We start from the raw sequence: 15,443 nt of genomic DNA, 5'->3' as shown, positions 1-15,443 counted from the left end.
GCGGCGCGCGGATCAGCGTACGGGGAAATTGAAATAGGTATCCGGATACGGCTCTTCGTCCAGAGTGTAGTGCCACCACTCTTCGGGCAGGTTGCGAAAACCGTGCCTGGCCATCAGTTCCTTCAGGAACCGGCGATTGTGTCGGACAGCCTCGGGTAAATCAGGATTGTCTGTATGCGACTTTACATCAAAAAGGTCGAAGGGGGTTCCCATGTCGACCTCGCCGCCGGCCAGCAGCGGACCACGGACGGGCAGGGCGGAGGCGGTTTCAGGCTCCAGCGCGGCCAGCGTCAGATCCACCGTGCTGCCCCGGCTGTGGCCGGATCGCTCGGCGATGTAGCCCAGTTCGAGCAGCGCGGCCTTGTCCACGCCGGGGAAGTATTCGGCCTTGGTCTTCTGGTCGGCGGCGTCGCGCGTCCAGGCCACGAAATCGGTCACGGCGCGCTGGGGCCGGTAGCAATCGAAGATCTTCAACGTCAGGCCCTGGGGCCGGACTTCGCGCTGCACGGCCAGCAGGCGCCGCGCGGCGGGTTCGGTCAGGATGCAGGTGGGGGCGTCGTAGCCCGCCGCCGGCCGGCCCATGAAGTTGGCGCTGCCGTGATAGCGGATGTCCAGCCGCACGGTCTGGGCGACGTCGGTCAGGTGGACGAAGCCGACGGGGATGGGAAGAAGCGGGTCTTCCTGGGCGTGGGCGACCGGCGAGAGCAGCGCCGCGGCGGCGAGACAGGCGCCGGTGGCTTGTGCCAGCGAACCGGCCGGGCGCCGGTCGTCCTGGTCGGAGGAGCGGTTCTTCATTCGGGCATTCCATCTTGAAGCAGCGCATATTATGCGGCGTACGGCGCGCGGCGGGCCAGTTGCGCTATACTTGCGCCCGTCATTGGGGAGTAGCCTCCTTGCCTTTGGGTGCAAGGGCCTGCGTCAACACACTTGCCTACGGGCATGGCGCAGGCGGTCCAGGACTTGGCAAGACCTTTGATCGTGCAGCTTCCGGTGGGCCGGGGCTGTTGCACGATCATTCGGTCAACCGTCCGGCCCGGAGCGCGTATCAAACATGGAAGCCTTCCTCGTCTCGACCGGCATCGTCGCCCTGGCCGAGATCGGCGACAAAACCCAACTGCTCGCCTTGTTCCTGGCTGCCCGCTGGCGTCGGCCCTGGCCCATTATCCTGGGCATCTTCACCGCGACCATCGTCAACCATGCCCTGGCCGGCGCCGTTGGCGCGTGGCTGACGCAGGTGATCGGTCCCGACGCGCTGCGCTGGATACTGGGCGTTTCCTTCATCGCCATGGCGGTCTGGATGCTGGTTCCCGACAAGCTCGACGCAGCCGAGACCGGCAAGCTCAGGCTGGGCGTGTTCGGCACCACGGTGGTGGCATTCTTCCTGGCGGAAATGGGCGACAAGACGCAGGTGGCGACCGTGGCGCTGGTCGCGCAATTCCATGCCTACTACGCCGTGGTGGCCGGCACCACGCTCGGCATGCTGATCGCCAATGTGCCCGCCGTGCTGCTGGGCGACAAGCTGGCCCATCGGCTGCCGGTGCGGCTGGTGCATGGCATCGCGGCACTGATCTTCGCCTGTCTGGGACTGGCCGCGCTGCTCGGCCTGTTCTGATCGCGGGGCTCGTCCCCGGACGGCCCGGGGACGGTGCAACACGATCTTCATGCAAGCTTCACGACCGTTTCATGACAGGCCTCCATCCTTCGAGTCCTTCAGTGACAAACGGATGAAAACCATGAAAAGACTCGTGAGCGGCGGTGTGGGGCTCGCCGCGGTATTGCTGGCGGCAGGATGCCTGTCCTCGGGCGATGACGATCCCATTCCCGTCAATCCGGAGCCGCAGGGGCGGCCCCTGGCCCTGACCATCCTGCACGTCAACGACCATCATTCCCACCTGGATGCCACCTCGGCCACGCTGCAACTGAAGGTGGCCGACGGATCACGCAAGGCCGTCGCGGTATCGGCCGGAGGCTTTCCCCGGGTGAAGGCGGCGATCGACCAGCTGGCGGCGAAGTCGACCCACGTGCTCAAGCTGCACGCGGGCGACGCGCTGACCGGCACGCTGTATTTCAACCGGGCGGGCGAGATGGGCGAGCCCGATGCCGCCCTGATGAACACGGTCTGCTTCGACGCCTTCGCGCTCGGCAACCACGAGTTCGACAAGGGCGACAGCGGCCTGAAGCATTTCATCGACCTGCTGCACGCCGGCAGTTGCAGGACGCCCGTGCTGAGCGCGAACGTCAGCTTCGCCGCGTCCTCGGCGCTGCATCCCTCGCGCGCGGCGGGCGCGGTATCGCCGTCGACGGTCGTGGTGCGCCACGGCCAGAAGATCGGCATCATCGGACTGACGATCGCGGCCAAGACCCAGGCGTCCTCGAGCCCGGACAAGGGTACGGTGTTCGAGGACGAGGCGGTGGCGGCGCAGCGCGAGATCGACGCGCTGCGCAAGCAGGGCATCGACAAGATCATCCTGCTCAGCCACACCGGCTACGGGTACGACAAGCAGATCATCGCCAGGCTCGATGGCGTGGACGTGCTGGTGGGCGGGGACTCGCATACATTGCTCGGCCCCGACGCGATGGCGGGCACGTACGCGCTGGGTGCGACGCCCGGTGGCGCCTATCCCACGCGGATGACCGACAAGCAGGGCAAGCCCGTGTGCCTGGTCCAGGCCTGGGAATACAGCCGGGTGGTGGGCGAGCTGAAGGTGGAGTTCGACGCCAGGGGCGAGATCAGCAAGTGCGAAGGCACGCCGCATGTGCTGATCGGCGACGATTTCGCCATTGGCGGCGCGGCGGCGGGTGCGCCGGACCGGGCCGCGATCCTGGCCGACGTGCAGGCCAGCGGTTTCCTGAAAGTGGTGGCGCCGGACGCCGCGGCGGCGCAGCTGCTGCAGCCGTTCAAGCTGCAGGTGGATGCGTTCAACAAGACGGTCGTGGCACAGGCGCCCGACGAACTGTGCTCGCGCCGCGTGCCGGGCGGCTCGCCCACGCAGACGGCCGGCTGGAACGACTACGGCCGGTCGAGCGCGGCCTGCAACGCGCTGGGCGACGTGACCCGGCGCGGCGGCGACATCCAGCAGATCGTGGCGCAGGCCTTCCTGGAAATTGCGCAGAAGGCCTATGGCGGTGCCGACCTGACGCTGCAAAGCGGCGGTGGCGTGCGGGTGCCCCTGCAGGGCGACATCACCGCGGGCCGCGCCATCGAGGTCGTGCCTTTCGGCAACCAGCTGTATCGCCTGGAGGTGACCGCGACGGAGATCAAGAACCTGCTGGAGGACGGCATCGAGGCCACCTATGGCGGCACCGGCGCCACGGGGCCCTATCCCTACACCGGCGGGCTGCGCTGGGACGTGGATGCGACCCAGCCCAAGGGCAGCCGGGTCAGCAACATCGAACTGCGCGACAGTGCCACGGGGAACTGGGGATTGCTGGACCTGGGCAACGCCACCCGCACCTACAAGCTGTTCGTGCTGAGCTTCAACGCCAACGGCGGCGATGGCTACGCCACCCTGGCGGCCGTGCCGGCCGCGCGGCGGCTCGACGTGGGCGTGCTGGATGCCGACGTGTTCCTGGAATACATCGCGGCGCAGCCCAAGGGGACGAACGGCCTGCCGCAACTGCGCAAGCTGGAACCTGGCCTCTATAGCACCAAGTCCCATAAGGACGTGTGGACCCTCTCTACGCGCTGACGCGCGCCTCCCGGGTCTAGTCCCAGGGCGCGGCCATCGGCCGCGCGGGGCGGGCTTTCCATCCGGCCCGCCAGTGCCGCTCCCTTCAAGAGGTAGACTATGCGAGTAGGCAGTTGCTGCGATGAGGCGTGGCGGCTGCGCGTGTCTTTAGTCCCGAATCGCCCGTGCGCGGCGGCTGTCGCGCATGCCCTAGATTGGGCCGGCCGCTCCGGCCCGTTTATCGCCAGGAAGACCATGTCGAATTTCCTCGTCCGCAAAGTCGCAGTGCTGGGTGCCGGAGTCATGGGCGCCCAGATCGCCGCGCACTGCGTCAATGCCAAGGTGCCGGTGGTGCTGTTCGACCTGCCCGCCAAGGAAGGCCCCAAGAACGGCATCGTGCAGAAGGCCATCGACAACCTGCGCAAGCTCAGCCCCGCTCCGCTGGCGGTGCCGGAACTGGCATCGCTGATCGAGCCCGCCAATTACGAAGACGACCTGGCCAGGCTCAAGGAATGCGATCTGGTGATCGAGGCGATCGCCGAACGCATGGACTGGAAGCATGATTTGTATGCGAAGGTCGCCTCGGCGATCGGTCCGCGGGCCATCTTCGCCACCAATACCTCGGGCCTGTCGATCACCGAACTGTCCAAGGGCATGGCCCCCGGGCTGCTGCCGCGCTTCTGCGGCGTGCACTTCTTCAATCCGCCACGCTACATGCACCTGGTGGAACTGATTCCCACCGCGCATACCGAACCCGCCATCCTGGACCATCTGGAGGCTTTCCTGACCACGGTGCTGGGCAAGGGCGTGGTACGGGCCAAGGACACGCCCAATTTCATCGGCAACCGCGTGGGCGTGTTCGGATTGCTGTCCGCGATGATCGAGGCCGAGCGCTTCGGGCTGACCTACGACGTCGTGGACGACCTGACCGGCGCCAAGCTGGGCCGGGCCAAGTCCGGCACTTTCCGCACCGGCGACGTGGTCGGGCTGGACACGCTGGCGCACGTCATCAAGACCATGGAAGACTACCTGCCCGATGATCCGTTCGCCGCGCACTACGGCACGCCGCCGGTGCTGGCCGGGCTGATCAAGCAGGGCGCGCTGGGGCAGAAGACCGGCGCGGGGTTCTTCCGCAAGCAGGGCAAGGCCATCCTCAGGCTGGATCCGGCCAAGGGCGAGTACGTGCCGGCCGACGGCAAGGCCGACGATGCCGTCGCCCGCATCCTGAAGAACAAGGACGCCGGGCAGCGCCTGCAGGCGCTGCGCGACAGCGAGCATCCGCAGGCCCAGTTCCTGTGGGCCATCCTGCGCGATACCTTCCAGTACATCGCCGTGCACCTGGCCGACATCGCCGGCACCGCGCGCGACGTGGACTTCGCCATGCGCTGGGGATTCGGCCATGGCGTGGGCCCGTTCGAGCTGTGGCAGCAGGCCGGCTGGCTGCAGGTCGCGCAATGGGTGCAGGCCGACATCGCGGCAGGCAAGACGCTGTCCAGCGCGCCGCTGCCGGCCTGGGTGACCAGCGGCCCGGTGGCCGAGCGCGGCGGCGTCCATACGCCGGAAGGGTCGTGGAACCCGGCCGCGGGCAGGTTCGAGCCGCGCTCCAGCCTGCCGGTCTATGCGCGCCAGATCTTCCGCGCGCCGCTGGCAGGAGAGGGCATCGTGCCGCTGGCCGCCGGCAAGACCGTCTTCGAGGACGAGGCGATCCGCCTGTGGACCCTGGACCGCGCCGGCCTGGACGATGTGCTGATCGCCTCGTTCAAGACCAAGATGCACACCATCAGCCCCGCCGTGACGCTGGGGCTGCTGCGGGCCGTCGACCTGGCCGAGCAGGACTACCGCGGGCTCGTGGTCTGGAATCCGGGCGAGCCGTTCTCGGCCGGCGCCGACCTGCAGGCCATCGTGCCGCTGTTCATGAGCGGCGGCGTGCAGGCCGTCGCGCCCGAGGAGGAACGCCTGCAGCAGTTGATGCTGCGGCTGCGCTACGCCCAGGTGCCCACGGTGGCCGCGCTGGCGGGCATGGCGCTGGGCGGCGGCTGCGAGCTGTCGGTGTATTGCGCGCGCCGCGTGGCGCATTTCGAGACCTATCTCGGCCTGGTCGAGGTGGGCGTGGGCCTGATCCCGGGCGGCGGCGGCCTGACCTACCTGGCCCGGCGCGCGGCGCAGGAGCGGGCGCTGGCGCCGGACATGCCGCTGATGGCCTTCCTGAAGAAGTACGCCTTCCAGGCCGCCACCGCGCAGGTCTCCAAGTCCGCGGTCGAGGCCCGGCGCATGGGCTACCTGCTGGACGACGACCCCATCGTCTTCAACGTGCACGAGGTGCTGTACGCGGCCATCCGCGAGGCGCAGGCCCTGCACGACACGGGCTGGCGCGCGCCATGGAAGGAGCCGTTCGCGGCCGCCGGCAGCGAAGGCATCGCCATGCTGAGCGCGCAACTGGTGAACATGCGCGACGGCGGCTTCATCTCAGACTACGACTACCGCCTGGGCCATGCGATTGCCGAGATCCTGTGCGGCGGCGAGATCGAAGCGGGATCGCTGGTGGACGAGCAGTGGATCATGGCGCTGGAGCGCCGGACGTTCATGTCGCTGCTGGGCGAACCCAAGACGCAGGAACGCCTGATGGGCATGATGCAGACCGGCAAACCTATAAGGAATTGATGTGGCCCCCCCCTACGCGCTGACGCGCGCCCCCCAGGGGGCGATGCGGGTGGACCGGCGGAGCCGGATCCACCGCATCCTGGGGTACCAACCGGCTGGCGAGGAACTGCGTTCTTGGCGTTCCTTCAGTGCAGGTGGTGACGAAGTGGGGTTTGAGCGGTGGAACAACAGGGGCGCCTCGTGGCGTCACGGACGAATTGAAGGAGATGGGGATGTCACGTCAGGTTCAGGATGCGTATGTCGTTGCCGCGTCGCGGACGCCGATCGGGAAGGCGCCGCGGGGAGCGTTGCGGACGGTGCGGCCGGATGATTTGTTGATCCATGTGCTGCGCGCGGCGCTGGCGCAGGTGCCGGGGCTGGATCCGGGGCGTATCCAGGATGCCATCATCGGCTGCGCGATGCCCGAGGGCGCGCAGGGGATGAACGTGGCCAGGATTTCCACCCTGCTGGCCGGCCTGCCGCAAAGCGTGGGCGCGGTCACGGTGAACCGTTTCTGCGCGTCGGGGCTGACCGCCATCGCGATGGCCGCCGACCGGATCCGCGTGGGCGAGGCCGACGTGATGATCGCCGGCGGCACCGAGTCGATGAGCATGGTGCCGATGATGGGCGTCAATCCGTCGCTGAACCCGAAGGTGTTCGAGGGCGACGAGAACATCGGCATTGCCTACGGCATGGGCCTGACCGCCGAGAAGGTGGCCGCCCAGTGGAAGGTGTCGCGGGAGGACCAGGATGCGTTCGCGCTGGCCTCGCACCAGAAGGCGCTGGCCGCCCAGCAGGCGGGCGAGTTCAAGGACGAGATCGCGCCCATCGAGGTGGTGACGCACTTCCCCGACCTGGAGGCGGAGAAGGTGGCGGTGCGCAAGCGCACGATGTCGCTGGACGAAGGGCCGCGTGCCGACACCAGCGCCGAGGCGCTGGCCAGGTTGCGGCCGGTGTTCGCGGCCAAGGGCAGCGTGACCGCCGGCAACAGTTCCCAGACCTCGGACGGCGCGGGCGCGCTGGTGCTGGTGTCCGAGAGGGCGCTCAAGGAATTCAACCTCGTGCCGCTGGCGCGTTTCGTGACCGCCACGGTGCGGGGCGTGCCGCCGGAGATCATGGGCATCGGCCCCAAGGAGGCCGTGCCCGCCGCGCTGCGGCAGGCCGGCCTGTCGCTGTCCGATATCGACTGGATCGAACTCAATGAGGCGTTCGCCGCGCAGTCGCTGGCGGTGATCCGCGACCTGGGCCTGGACCCGGCCAGGGTCAATCCGATGGGGGGCGCGATCGCGCTTGGTCACCCGCTGGGGGCGACCGGCGCGATCCGTGCCTCTACCGTGGTGCATGCGCTGCGGCGCAGGAACCTGAAGTACGGCATGGTCACGATGTGCGTGGGCACGGGCATGGGCGCCGCGGGAATCTTCGAGCGGGTCTAGTCGCGTGGTCGAGACGGGGCGCGGCGATTCCTGGCGGGACGCCGCGCGGCGACGGGAGGGGCGTGCAATGGCGGAGTTCGTCACCCTGGAAGTCCATACCAACCCTTGGGACGCCCACATCACCCGTGGGCTGCTGGAAAGCGAGGGCATCCCGGTGCTGCTGCAGAACGAGCACCAGGTATGGGCCAACTGGCCTTTCTCGCTGGCCCTGGGCGGTGTGCAGGTGCAGGTTCCCGCCTTGTCGCTGCCGCGCGCGCAGGCGGTGCTGGCGCGCCGCAACAGCGGGGAGTATCAGCAGGAAGTGTTCGACCAGCCCGTCGCCGCGCGATGCGAGGCCTGCGGCGGCACGCGGTTCGCGCGCGACGTGAACTGGCCGCAGGTGGCGCTGGCACTGGTGACGCTGTGCTGGAGCAGCGTCATCTTCCCGCCTCGCAGGGGACCGATGAAATGCGTGGACTGCGGAACGCCGGCTGGTGAGGCCTGAGCCGGGCGGCTACCGGCCCTTCGCGCGATCGGCGTTCTCCTGCATCCGGCGCAGCAGTTCCAGCAAGCGTTCCACCTCTTCCCTGTCGAATCCTTCCAGCATCCTGGCCTGCCTGTCCATGGCCCGGGCGATCAGCGCCTGGCCGGTCTGCCGGCCCCGCGGCGTCACGCTGAAGATGGTGCGGCGCGCGTCGGCGGGATCGGGGATGGAGCCCACCAGTCCCGCCTGAGCCAGCTTGGCCAGCGTGCGGCTGACCCAGGCCTTGTCGATGTGCATGATCTGGCACAGGGGCGTGACGCCCATGTCGCCGCGCGTGGCCAGGACCACCAGGCAGCGGTATTCGGGCAGCGTGAGGCCGGCCACTTCCTGCGCATCCCGTTCGGCCAGGCCGCCCAGGCTGGATGACAGCCGGAAGATGACGAAGCCCAGCAGCGAGGTCAGGTCGAAATCGACCGGCGCGGTTCCGCGCCGGCGGGACGAGGATCGGGAGGGGGCGGTCATGGGCATCGGCCGGGACGAAAGTGGAACGGACAGGCGCCATGTTGACAGAAGAGCGTGCCGGCCGCCAATTGGTTGTCAAAACATCATTGACAACACAACAAAAAGCGCGCATCGTCTCTTCCGCAGCGTTCAACGATCCGTTTCATGGCTTCCAATCTCCTGATCATCCTGTCGGACGAACACAGCCCCGGCGTCATGGGCTGCGCCGGCCATGGCGAGGTGTCGACTCCGCACCTGGATGCGCTGGCGGCGTCGGGTACGCGTTTCGCCAACGCGGTATGCGCCAGCCCCATCTGTGTGCCGACCCGTGCCGCGCTCGCCACCGGGCGGGCGGTGCACGAGGCCGGCTACTGGGACAATGTCGATGCCTACGACGGTGCCGTGCCCAGCTGGCACCACGTGCTGCGCGAGCACGGGCATGAAGTGGTGTCCATAGGCAAGCTGCACTATCGCGGCGCCCCGGGCGAGGACTACGGTTTTTCCGAAAGCCTGCTGCCCATGCACATCCATGGCGGCCGGGGCGAGGTCAAGATGCTGCTGCGCGATCCGCCCGCCTCGCTGGGCGACGGCGCGAACATGCTGGCCTCGGCGCGTGCGGGCGAGTCGGACTACAACCGCTACGACGACCGCATCTGCGACACGGCGGTCCGATGGTTGCGTCGCAAGGCGGCGACGCCCGCCCCGGACAAGCCCTGGGTACTGATGGTATCGCTGGTCGCGCCGCATTTTCCGCTGACCGTGCCGGCGCCCTTCTTCGACCGCTATGCCGCGCAGCCCCTGCGCCTGCCCAAGGCCTATCGGTTCGGCATCGACGAGGCGGCCCATCCCTTCATCCGCCAGTATGCGCGCGAGACCGGCTACAACGTCCATTTCCGCGACGAATCGGATGTCAGGCGGGCGCTGGCCGGCTACTACGGCCTGGTCAGCTTCCTGGATGCCAAGGTGGGCACGCTGGTGCGCACGCTGAAGGAGTGCGGGCTGGACGACGCGACGCGCATCATGTACCTGAGCGACCATGGCGACAACGTGGGGGCGCGGGGCCTCTGGGGCAAGAGCACCATGTATGCCGAGTCGGTGGGCATACCGATGATCCTATCCGGTGCCGGCATCGAGGCCGGACGGGTCGAGCGCACGCCCGTCGGCCAGACCGATGTCTACGATACCGTGCTGGACGCGGTGGGCGTACCCGCCGATGCCGGACGCGTGTCGCCATCGGCGCGTTCGCTGCTGCGGGAGCTGCCCGCCGACCGCGCGGTGCTGTCCGAATACCATACCGTGGGTTCGCGCGCGGCCGTCTTCATGCTGCGCGACGTCCATACCAAGTACGTCCACTATTGCGACCATCCTCCCCAGTTGTTCGACCTGGACGACGATCCGGACGAACTGCACGACATCGCCGCGAAGTCGCCGGGCCGCGTGCATGCCTGGCGCGAGCGGCTGGCCGGGTTCTGCGACCCCGACGAGGTCGATCGCCGCGCCAAGGCGCGACAGGCCGAATTGATCCGGCGCCATGGCGGCGACGCGGCGATCCGGGCCGGGACGGGCATAGGGGGATACACGCCGGTCTTGGCGTGAGGAGCGGATTCCATCGCGGCGCCCGGCGCCGCATCATCACAAAACCGGCAGGAGACAAGACATGAAGTACCCCAGGGTCCTACGCGGACTGATCGCGGCCGCGCTGGCCGCCGTGGCCGGCATGGCCCAGGCACAGCAGGCCGGCGCGCGGCTGCTGGTGGGCTATCCGGCCGGCGGGGCGCCCGATGCCGTGGCGCGCGTATTCGCCGAGCACCTGCGGCAGGTCGCCGGCTTTCCCGTGGTGGTGGAGAACCGCGCCGGCGCGACCGGCAAGCTGGCCATCGATGCGGTGCAGGCCGCCCCCGCCGACGGCCAGACGCTGATGGTGATGCCGGCCAGTTCGCTGCTGCTGACGCCCATGGTGCTGAAGTCCGCCCACTACGACGCAGTCCGGGATTTCGCGCCGGTGTCCGCATTGGCCGAATACGGCTTCGGCGTGGCGCTGGGGCCCGCCGCGCAGGGCGCCACGCTGGCGGCGTTCATGGCCTGGGCCAAGGGCCATGCCGACCAGGCCAACTACGCGACGCCCGGCCTGGGGACGCCGCAGCACTTCCTGGGCGCGGAGCTGGCCAGGCAGGGCGGCACGCCGTTGACGCACGTGCCCTACCGCGGAGGCGCCAATGCCGTCACCGACGTGCTGGGCGGGCAGGTCGCGGCGCTGATCACCACCGAGCAACTGCTCGTTCCCTACCAGGCCCAGGGCAAGCTGCGCGCCGTGTTGATCACCTCGCCGCAGCGCAATGCCAAGCTGCCGGGCGTGCCGACCGCGCGCGAAGCCGGCCTGCCGCAGCTCGAGGCGGTGGATTGGTTCGGCCTTTTCGCCAAGGCGGGAACGCCGGCCGACCGGCTGGCGCAGTGGCAGGCGCGGGCCGATGCGGTGCTGGCCAGCCCCGCCTATCGCAAGGCGATCGCCGACCTCGGCTACGCCCTGCCGGCTCAGCCCACCGCCGGGCTCGGGTCCAGGCTGGAGCGCGAACGTGGCCAGTGGCGCGACCGGATGCGGGTTTCCGGTTTCCAGGCAACGGAATAAGATTTGTCGGGGAGCGCAGGCCGCGCGACAGCCGGGGCGCGGCTGCGGTGCGATCTCCCGGCGCAAGGAGCAGGCCATGCAGAAGTTGAGTGCGCAGGACATCGAGCAGGCGATGGCGAAGCTGCCCGAGTGGCAGCTGGACGCGCAGCGGGGCGCCATTCGGCGCCGGTTCCAGTTCCAGGATTTCAGCCAGGCCTTCGCGTTCATGACGCGCATCGCCCTGTATGCGGAAAAGAACGATCACCATCCCGAGTGGTCCAACGTCTACAACCGGGTGGACGTCACGCTGACCACCCATGACGCGAACGGCCTGACACAGCGCGACATCGACCTGGCGCGCCACGCCGACGAGGCTGCGCGCGCCCATTCCGGATAAGAGGCCAGGATGAAGCACCCATCGACCGCGCCCAAGCACGGTCTTGCCGCCGGCGACGCGGGCCGGCCGGAGCGGGCGGACTGGACCATAGACCAGGGCTGGGAGCGCTACACCCAGGAAGAGCACGCCGTCTGGAGGTTCCTGTTCGAGCGGCAGTCCAGGCTGGTGCCGGGCCGCGCCTGCCGCGAGTTCGAGGAGGGCATGCGCGACCTGCCCATAGGCGCGGACCAGATTCCCGATTTCCGCCGCCTGAGCGACGTGCTGTCGCGGCGCACCGGCTGGCAGGTGGTGGCCGTGCCCGGCCTGGTGCCCGACGACGTGTTCTTCGAGCACCTGGCCAACCGGCGTTTTCCCGCCGGGCAGTTCATCCGCCGCGCCGACCAGCTCGACTACCTGGAAGAGCCCGATGTCTTCCACGACGTCTTCGGTCACGTGCCCATGCTGATGAACCCCATCCTGGCGGATTTCGTGCAGGCCTACGGCGAAGGCGGGCTGCGTGCCCAGCGCATGGGTGTGCTGCCCAACCTGGCGCGCGTGTACTGGTACACCGTGGAGTTCGGCCTGGTGCAGCAGACCGAGGGGTTGCGCATCTACGGCTCGGGCATCATCTCGTCGTACGCGGAAAGCCTGTTCGCGCTGGCAGACCCCTCGCCCAACCGGGTCCGCTTCGAACTGGAGCGCGTGATGCGGACGCGCTATCGCATCGACGATTTCCAGGAAACCTATTTCGTGCTGCACGACCTGGAAGAACTGCTGGAGCTCGCGCGGGTCGATTTCGCGCCCGTCTACGAGCGCGTACGCCAGCAATCCGAACTGGAGCCGGGCATCCTGCTGCCGGGGGACGATATCATGACCCGGGGCACGGGCGCTTACCATGCCGCGCGGGCGGAAGGGAACTGACATGGCATCGACACATACGGGGCGGCGCACGGTCATGGTCACCGGCGCGGCTGGAACGTTGGGCGGCGCCGTTGCCGCCGCCTTTGCCGCCGAGGGCGCCAACCTGGTGCTGCTGGACCGCCGCGAGGCGCAACCGCCGGCGGGGCTGGGCGCGGCCTCGTGCCTGATCGCGCCGGTGGATCTGCTGGATGCCGGGCAGGTCGCGGATGCGGCGGACCGCGCGCGGGACCGCTTCGGCGCGATCGACGTGCTGTGCAACATCGCCGGCGGTTTCCGCATGGGCGAGGCCGTGCACGAGATCCGCGACGCCACCTGGAATTTCCTGCTGGACCTGAACGCCCGCAGCATCGTCCATACCGCGCGCGCCGTCGTGCCCGGCATGGTGGCACGGGGTGAAGGCCGGATCGTCAACGTCGCCGCCCATGCCGCCTTGCGCGGCACGGCCGGCATGGGCGCCTATTGCGCCTCGAAAAGCGCGGTCATGCGGCTGACCGAGTCCATGGCAGCGGAGCTGCGCGAGCGGGGCATCAACGTCAATTGCGTCATGCCCACCATCATCGATACGCCCGAGAACCGGCGCGACATGCCGGATGCCGATCCCGCGCGCTGGGTGGCGCCGGCCGACCTGGCCGAAGTGATCCGCTTCCTGGCTTCGCCGGCGGCCCGCGCCGTCCACGGCGCGGCATTGCCGGTGACGGGCCTGTCCTGAAGGCCGTTCAGGACAGCTCGGCGTTCAGCGGGGCCAGCTCGGCGATGACATCCGGCAGCGGCCGGGCGCCTGCGGGCAGGTTCAGGCTGACATGGTGGGTGCCGGCTTCGCGCATGCGCGCCAGGATGCCGGCCAGCGCCCGTGCGCCGGTGCGATAGCCCAGTTCGATGGCTTCGGCCGGGGCTTCGGGGCGGTCCAGCAGTTCCACGCGCATGGCGACGCCGAAGGCACGGAACTGGCCCGGCGCGGCGCGTTCCACCGCCTGGCGCCACATCCCGTGGCGGCCGCGCTGTACTTCCGGCGGACGGTGGTAGGTGGTCCAGCCCACCGCGTGGCGGGCGATCCAGTCCAGGCTCTGGCCGGCCGAACCGACGGCCAGCATGGGCACGGGCGTGGCGGGGAGCGGCCGCAGGCTGAAGGCCACGGGCGGATCGTCCTGCACGTCGGGCACGACGCGCGGCGGGGTCCCCAGCGCGGCCGACAGTTGTTCCCAGCGCGCGCGGAAATCCTCGCGCCGGGTGGCGGCATCACGGCCGAACGCCAGGTATTCGGGCGGCCGGTCGCCCGATCCCAGTCCCAGCACGAAGCGTCCCGGCGCCAGCGAGGCGATCGAGACGGCGCCCTTGGCGACGTGCAGCGGATGGCGCAGCGTCAGCACGACGGCACCCGTCACGAGGCCGATGCGCCGGGTGCGCGCGGCCAGCGCGCCCAGCCATGTCCACGGATCGAGATGGCCGATGGCTTCGGGATAACCGGGATGGTTCAGCGGCACGTCGCGCACCCACAGCGCGGCGAAACCCGCCGATTCGGCCTGGGCCGCCAGTTCCAGTTGATGGTGGAAATCGACTTCGCGCCGGCCGGCATGTTCGGCGGCGTCGACCCAGGGCAGGGCCAGTCCCAGCGTCAGCCGGTCGGCCTGGAACAGGGACGCCGCGGCGTTCATGGCGGCCCTAGGCGGGGTCCATGCCGTTCTTGCGCTTGATCTCGGCCGCGTCGGCGCTGGCCATGAAGGCCAGCAGTTCGCGCACGGTGTCCTGCCGGGTGCAGGTGGCGGCCACGCCGGCGGAGAAGGTGGTCATGACCTGCAGGCCGGGGGGCAGGGGACCCACGATGTCGATGCCCGGCACGTTCATCATTTCGCTCAGTTGCTGGAATCCGAGATCGACTTCGCCCTTGGCGATCAGGGTCCCCACCGGGATGCCGGGCTTGGCCTGGACGGTGCGGTCCTTGATCTGGTCGGCGATGCCCCAGCGTTCGAACAGTTTGGACAGGTAGACGCCGCTGGGACCGGTGGAGTAGCCGATGGTGCCAGCGTCCAGCACGGCCTGCCTGAGGGCGGTTTCGGAGCCGATGTCCGGGCGCGGCGCGCCGGCGCGCACGGCCACGTAGACGCCCGATACGACCAGGTCCACGCGGCTGCCCGCCACGATATGCCCGGCTTCGGTCATCTGGTCGATGACGTTGGCGGCCAGCACGACGGCGTCCAGGGCTTCGCCGGACTGCACGCGCCGGGCGGCATCGACGCCGCCGACGGATTCCACGAGGATGTCCTGCTGTGCGTGCGATTGCTGGAATTGGGCGACGAGATCGGCAAGCAGCTGCTTGGTTGCCATCGAGGAAAGGATGTGGATCTGGGATGCCATGGTTTGCGTCCTGTGAGTCGGCGGCCGGCACGGCCCTGCCGGCAGATTAGAACATAGGGGCGTCGCGCGTCGGGACGCCTGCTCGGCCGGGTGCCGGCCTACGAGCGATGCGTCAGGATGTTGACCAGATTGCCGAACGGGTCGCGCACGTAGAAGCGCCGCACGCCCCAGGCTTCGTCGCAGGGCCCGTAGACGATCTCGGCCCCGTGCGCGCGGGCGCGGGCCAGCACGTCGTCCACGTCGTCGACCTCGATGGACAGCGCCGGCACGGGCGTGCCCGAACCGCCTTCGCTGGCCACGCTGACCTGGGGCGTCTGGCTGCCGCCGGACGCGAAGGTCATGAGCCAGCCGTGGTCCATGACCACGTCCAGGCCCAGCAGCCTGCCGTAGAACTCCCGCGCGAGGGCGGGGTCGGGGGTGGAGAGATTGGCGACGATGCGGCGGACGGTCATGGCGGTCGTGCTCCGGAAGCGAATCTTGACCG

15 protein-coding genes and 1 riboswitch are annotated in these 15,443 nt (G+C 69.0%); of the genes, 10 read left to right on the top strand and 5 right to left on the bottom strand.

Going from position 1 to position 15,443, the window contains the following annotated elements; all coding sequences use genetic code 11:
- Positions 1–12: 12 nt before the first annotated feature.
- The gene (locus N5K27_RS19195) at positions 13–795 is read right to left on the bottom strand and encodes a M15 family metallopeptidase (RefSeq protein WP_130356986.1); all 783 of its coding nucleotides are present in this window, start codon (positions 793–795) and stop codon (positions 13–15) included.
- 72 nt (positions 796–867) lie between these two features.
- Positions 868–1,033, top strand: a riboswitch (yybP-ykoY riboswitch).
- Between the two features lie 18 nt (positions 1,034–1,051).
- Here N5K27_RS19195 and N5K27_RS19190 point away from each other — a divergent pair.
- The 5 genes from N5K27_RS19190 to N5K27_RS19170 all read left to right on the top strand — a co-directional run bounded on the left by N5K27_RS19190 (position 1,052) and on the right by N5K27_RS19170 (position 8,225).
- A complete protein-coding gene (locus tag N5K27_RS19190) occupies positions 1,052–1,612 on the top strand; it encodes a TMEM165/GDT1 family protein (RefSeq protein ID WP_087837574.1) in 561 nt (186 codons plus the stop codon).
- A gap of 112 nt (positions 1,613–1,724) precedes the next feature.
- On the top strand, positions 1,725–3,689 hold the full coding sequence (locus N5K27_RS19185) for a 5'-nucleotidase C-terminal domain-containing protein (protein WP_132979061.1): 1,965 nt from the start codon (positions 1,725–1,727) through the stop codon (positions 3,687–3,689).
- A 234-nt stretch (positions 3,690–3,923) separates the two neighbouring features.
- Entirely contained in the window at positions 3,924–6,329 is a 2,406-nt protein-coding gene (locus tag N5K27_RS19180) for a 3-hydroxyacyl-CoA dehydrogenase/enoyl-CoA hydratase family protein (protein ID WP_279818134.1), read from the top strand.
- Between the two features lie 212 nt (positions 6,330–6,541).
- Positions 6,542–7,741: an acetyl-CoA C-acyltransferase gene (locus N5K27_RS19175; RefSeq protein ID WP_279818132.1), complete on the top strand. Its 1,200-nt coding sequence runs from the start codon at positions 6,542–6,544 to the stop codon at positions 7,739–7,741.
- Between the two features lie 67 nt (positions 7,742–7,808).
- Entirely contained in the window at positions 7,809–8,225 is a 417-nt protein-coding gene (locus tag N5K27_RS19170; protein WP_087837577.1) for a DUF2007 domain-containing protein, read from the top strand.
- Positions 8,226–8,234: 9 nt separating this feature from the next.
- On the opposite strand, the gene N5K27_RS19165 is transcribed toward N5K27_RS19170, so the two are convergent.
- Positions 8,235–8,726: a MarR family transcriptional regulator gene (locus tag N5K27_RS19165; RefSeq protein WP_165963020.1), complete on the bottom strand. Its 492-nt coding sequence runs from the start codon at positions 8,724–8,726 to the stop codon at positions 8,235–8,237.
- A gap of 144 nt (positions 8,727–8,870) precedes the next feature.
- Here N5K27_RS19165 and N5K27_RS19160 point away from each other — a divergent pair, with 144 nt between their 5' ends.
- The 5 genes from N5K27_RS19160 to N5K27_RS19140 all read left to right on the top strand — a co-directional run bounded on the left by N5K27_RS19160 (position 8,871) and on the right by N5K27_RS19140 (position 13,316).
- On the top strand, positions 8,871–10,301 hold the full coding sequence (locus tag N5K27_RS19160; protein WP_279818129.1) for a sulfatase-like hydrolase/transferase: 1,431 nt from the start codon (positions 8,871–8,873) through the stop codon (positions 10,299–10,301).
- A 61-nt stretch (positions 10,302–10,362) separates the two neighbouring features.
- Complete coding sequence (locus tag N5K27_RS19155) at positions 10,363–11,331, top strand: tripartite tricarboxylate transporter substrate-binding protein (protein WP_087837580.1); 969 nt, start codon at positions 10,363–10,365, stop codon at positions 11,329–11,331.
- Positions 11,332–11,383: 52 nt separating this feature from the next.
- Positions 11,384–11,707 carry a 4a-hydroxytetrahydrobiopterin dehydratase gene (locus N5K27_RS19150; RefSeq protein ID WP_254914562.1) on the top strand — a complete coding sequence of 108 codons (324 nt, stop codon included), beginning with the start codon at positions 11,384–11,386 and terminating at the stop codon, positions 11,705–11,707.
- Positions 11,708–11,716: 9 nt separating this feature from the next.
- Positions 11,717–12,607 (top strand): phenylalanine 4-monooxygenase, encoded by an 891-nt coding sequence (gene phhA, locus N5K27_RS19145; RefSeq protein WP_087837582.1) that lies wholly within the window; start codon positions 11,717–11,719, stop codon positions 12,605–12,607.
- Between the two features lies 1 nt (position 12,608).
- The gene (locus N5K27_RS19140; RefSeq protein WP_176400664.1) at positions 12,609–13,316 is read left to right on the top strand and encodes an SDR family NAD(P)-dependent oxidoreductase; all 708 of its coding nucleotides are present in this window, start codon (positions 12,609–12,611) and stop codon (positions 13,314–13,316) included.
- A 7-nt stretch (positions 13,317–13,323) separates the two neighbouring features.
- Here the strand turns inward: N5K27_RS19140 and N5K27_RS19135 are convergent, their stop codons facing one another.
- The 3 genes from N5K27_RS19135 to N5K27_RS19125 form a co-directional block, all read right to left on the bottom strand.
- On the bottom strand, positions 13,324–14,259 hold the full coding sequence (locus tag N5K27_RS19135; protein ID WP_087837584.1) for a TIGR03571 family LLM class oxidoreductase: 936 nt from the start codon (positions 14,257–14,259) through the stop codon (positions 13,324–13,326).
- Positions 14,260–14,266: 7 nt separating this feature from the next.
- Positions 14,267–14,959, bottom strand: coding sequence for a substrate-binding domain-containing protein (locus tag N5K27_RS19130; RefSeq protein WP_087837585.1), 693 nt, complete (start codon positions 14,957–14,959; stop codon positions 14,267–14,269).
- A gap of 98 nt (positions 14,960–15,057) precedes the next feature.
- Entirely contained in the window at positions 15,058–15,411 is a 354-nt protein-coding gene (locus N5K27_RS19125; RefSeq protein WP_087837586.1) for a VOC family protein, read from the bottom strand.
- Positions 15,412–15,443: the final 32 nt, after the last annotated feature.

This window comes from Pigmentiphaga sp. GD03639 (assembly GCF_029845405.1).
In the GTDB taxonomy this organism is placed as follows: Bacteria; Pseudomonadota; Gammaproteobacteria; order Burkholderiales; family Burkholderiaceae_B; genus Pigmentiphaga; species Pigmentiphaga daeguensis.
This window is presented reverse-complemented; position numbering and strand designations above follow the sequence as displayed.

Coding starts and splice junctions, on each gene's coding strand:
- N5K27_RS19195 (WP_130356986.1), bottom strand. CDS start 795: ATGAAGAACCGCTCCTCCGACCAGGACGACCGGCGCCCGGCCGGTTCG.
- N5K27_RS19190 (WP_087837574.1), top strand. CDS start 1,052: ATGGAAGCCTTCCTCGTCTCGACCGGCATCGTCGCCCTGGCCGAGATC.
- N5K27_RS19185 (WP_132979061.1), top strand. CDS start 1,725: ATGAAAACCATGAAAAGACTCGTGAGCGGCGGTGTGGGGCTCGCCGCG.
- N5K27_RS19180 (WP_279818134.1), top strand. CDS start 3,924: ATGTCGAATTTCCTCGTCCGCAAAGTCGCAGTGCTGGGTGCCGGAGTC.
- N5K27_RS19175 (WP_279818132.1), top strand. CDS start 6,542: ATGTCACGTCAGGTTCAGGATGCGTATGTCGTTGCCGCGTCGCGGACG.
- N5K27_RS19170 (WP_087837577.1), top strand. CDS start 7,809: ATGGCGGAGTTCGTCACCCTGGAAGTCCATACCAACCCTTGGGACGCC.
- N5K27_RS19165 (WP_165963020.1), bottom strand. CDS start 8,726: ATGACCGCCCCCTCCCGATCCTCGTCCCGCCGGCGCGGAACCGCGCCG.
- N5K27_RS19160 (WP_279818129.1), top strand. CDS start 8,871: ATGGCTTCCAATCTCCTGATCATCCTGTCGGACGAACACAGCCCCGGC.
- N5K27_RS19155 (WP_087837580.1), top strand. CDS start 10,363: ATGAAGTACCCCAGGGTCCTACGCGGACTGATCGCGGCCGCGCTGGCC.
- phhA (WP_087837582.1), top strand. CDS start 11,717: ATGAAGCACCCATCGACCGCGCCCAAGCACGGTCTTGCCGCCGGCGAC.
- N5K27_RS19140 (WP_176400664.1), top strand. CDS start 12,609: ATGGCATCGACACATACGGGGCGGCGCACGGTCATGGTCACCGGCGCG.
- N5K27_RS19135 (WP_087837584.1), bottom strand. CDS start 14,259: ATGAACGCCGCGGCGTCCCTGTTCCAGGCCGACCGGCTGACGCTGGGA.
- N5K27_RS19130 (WP_087837585.1), bottom strand. CDS start 14,959: ATGGCATCCCAGATCCACATCCTTTCCTCGATGGCAACCAAGCAGCTG.
- N5K27_RS19125 (WP_087837586.1), bottom strand. CDS start 15,411: ATGACCGTCCGCCGCATCGTCGCCAATCTCTCCACCCCCGACCCCGCC.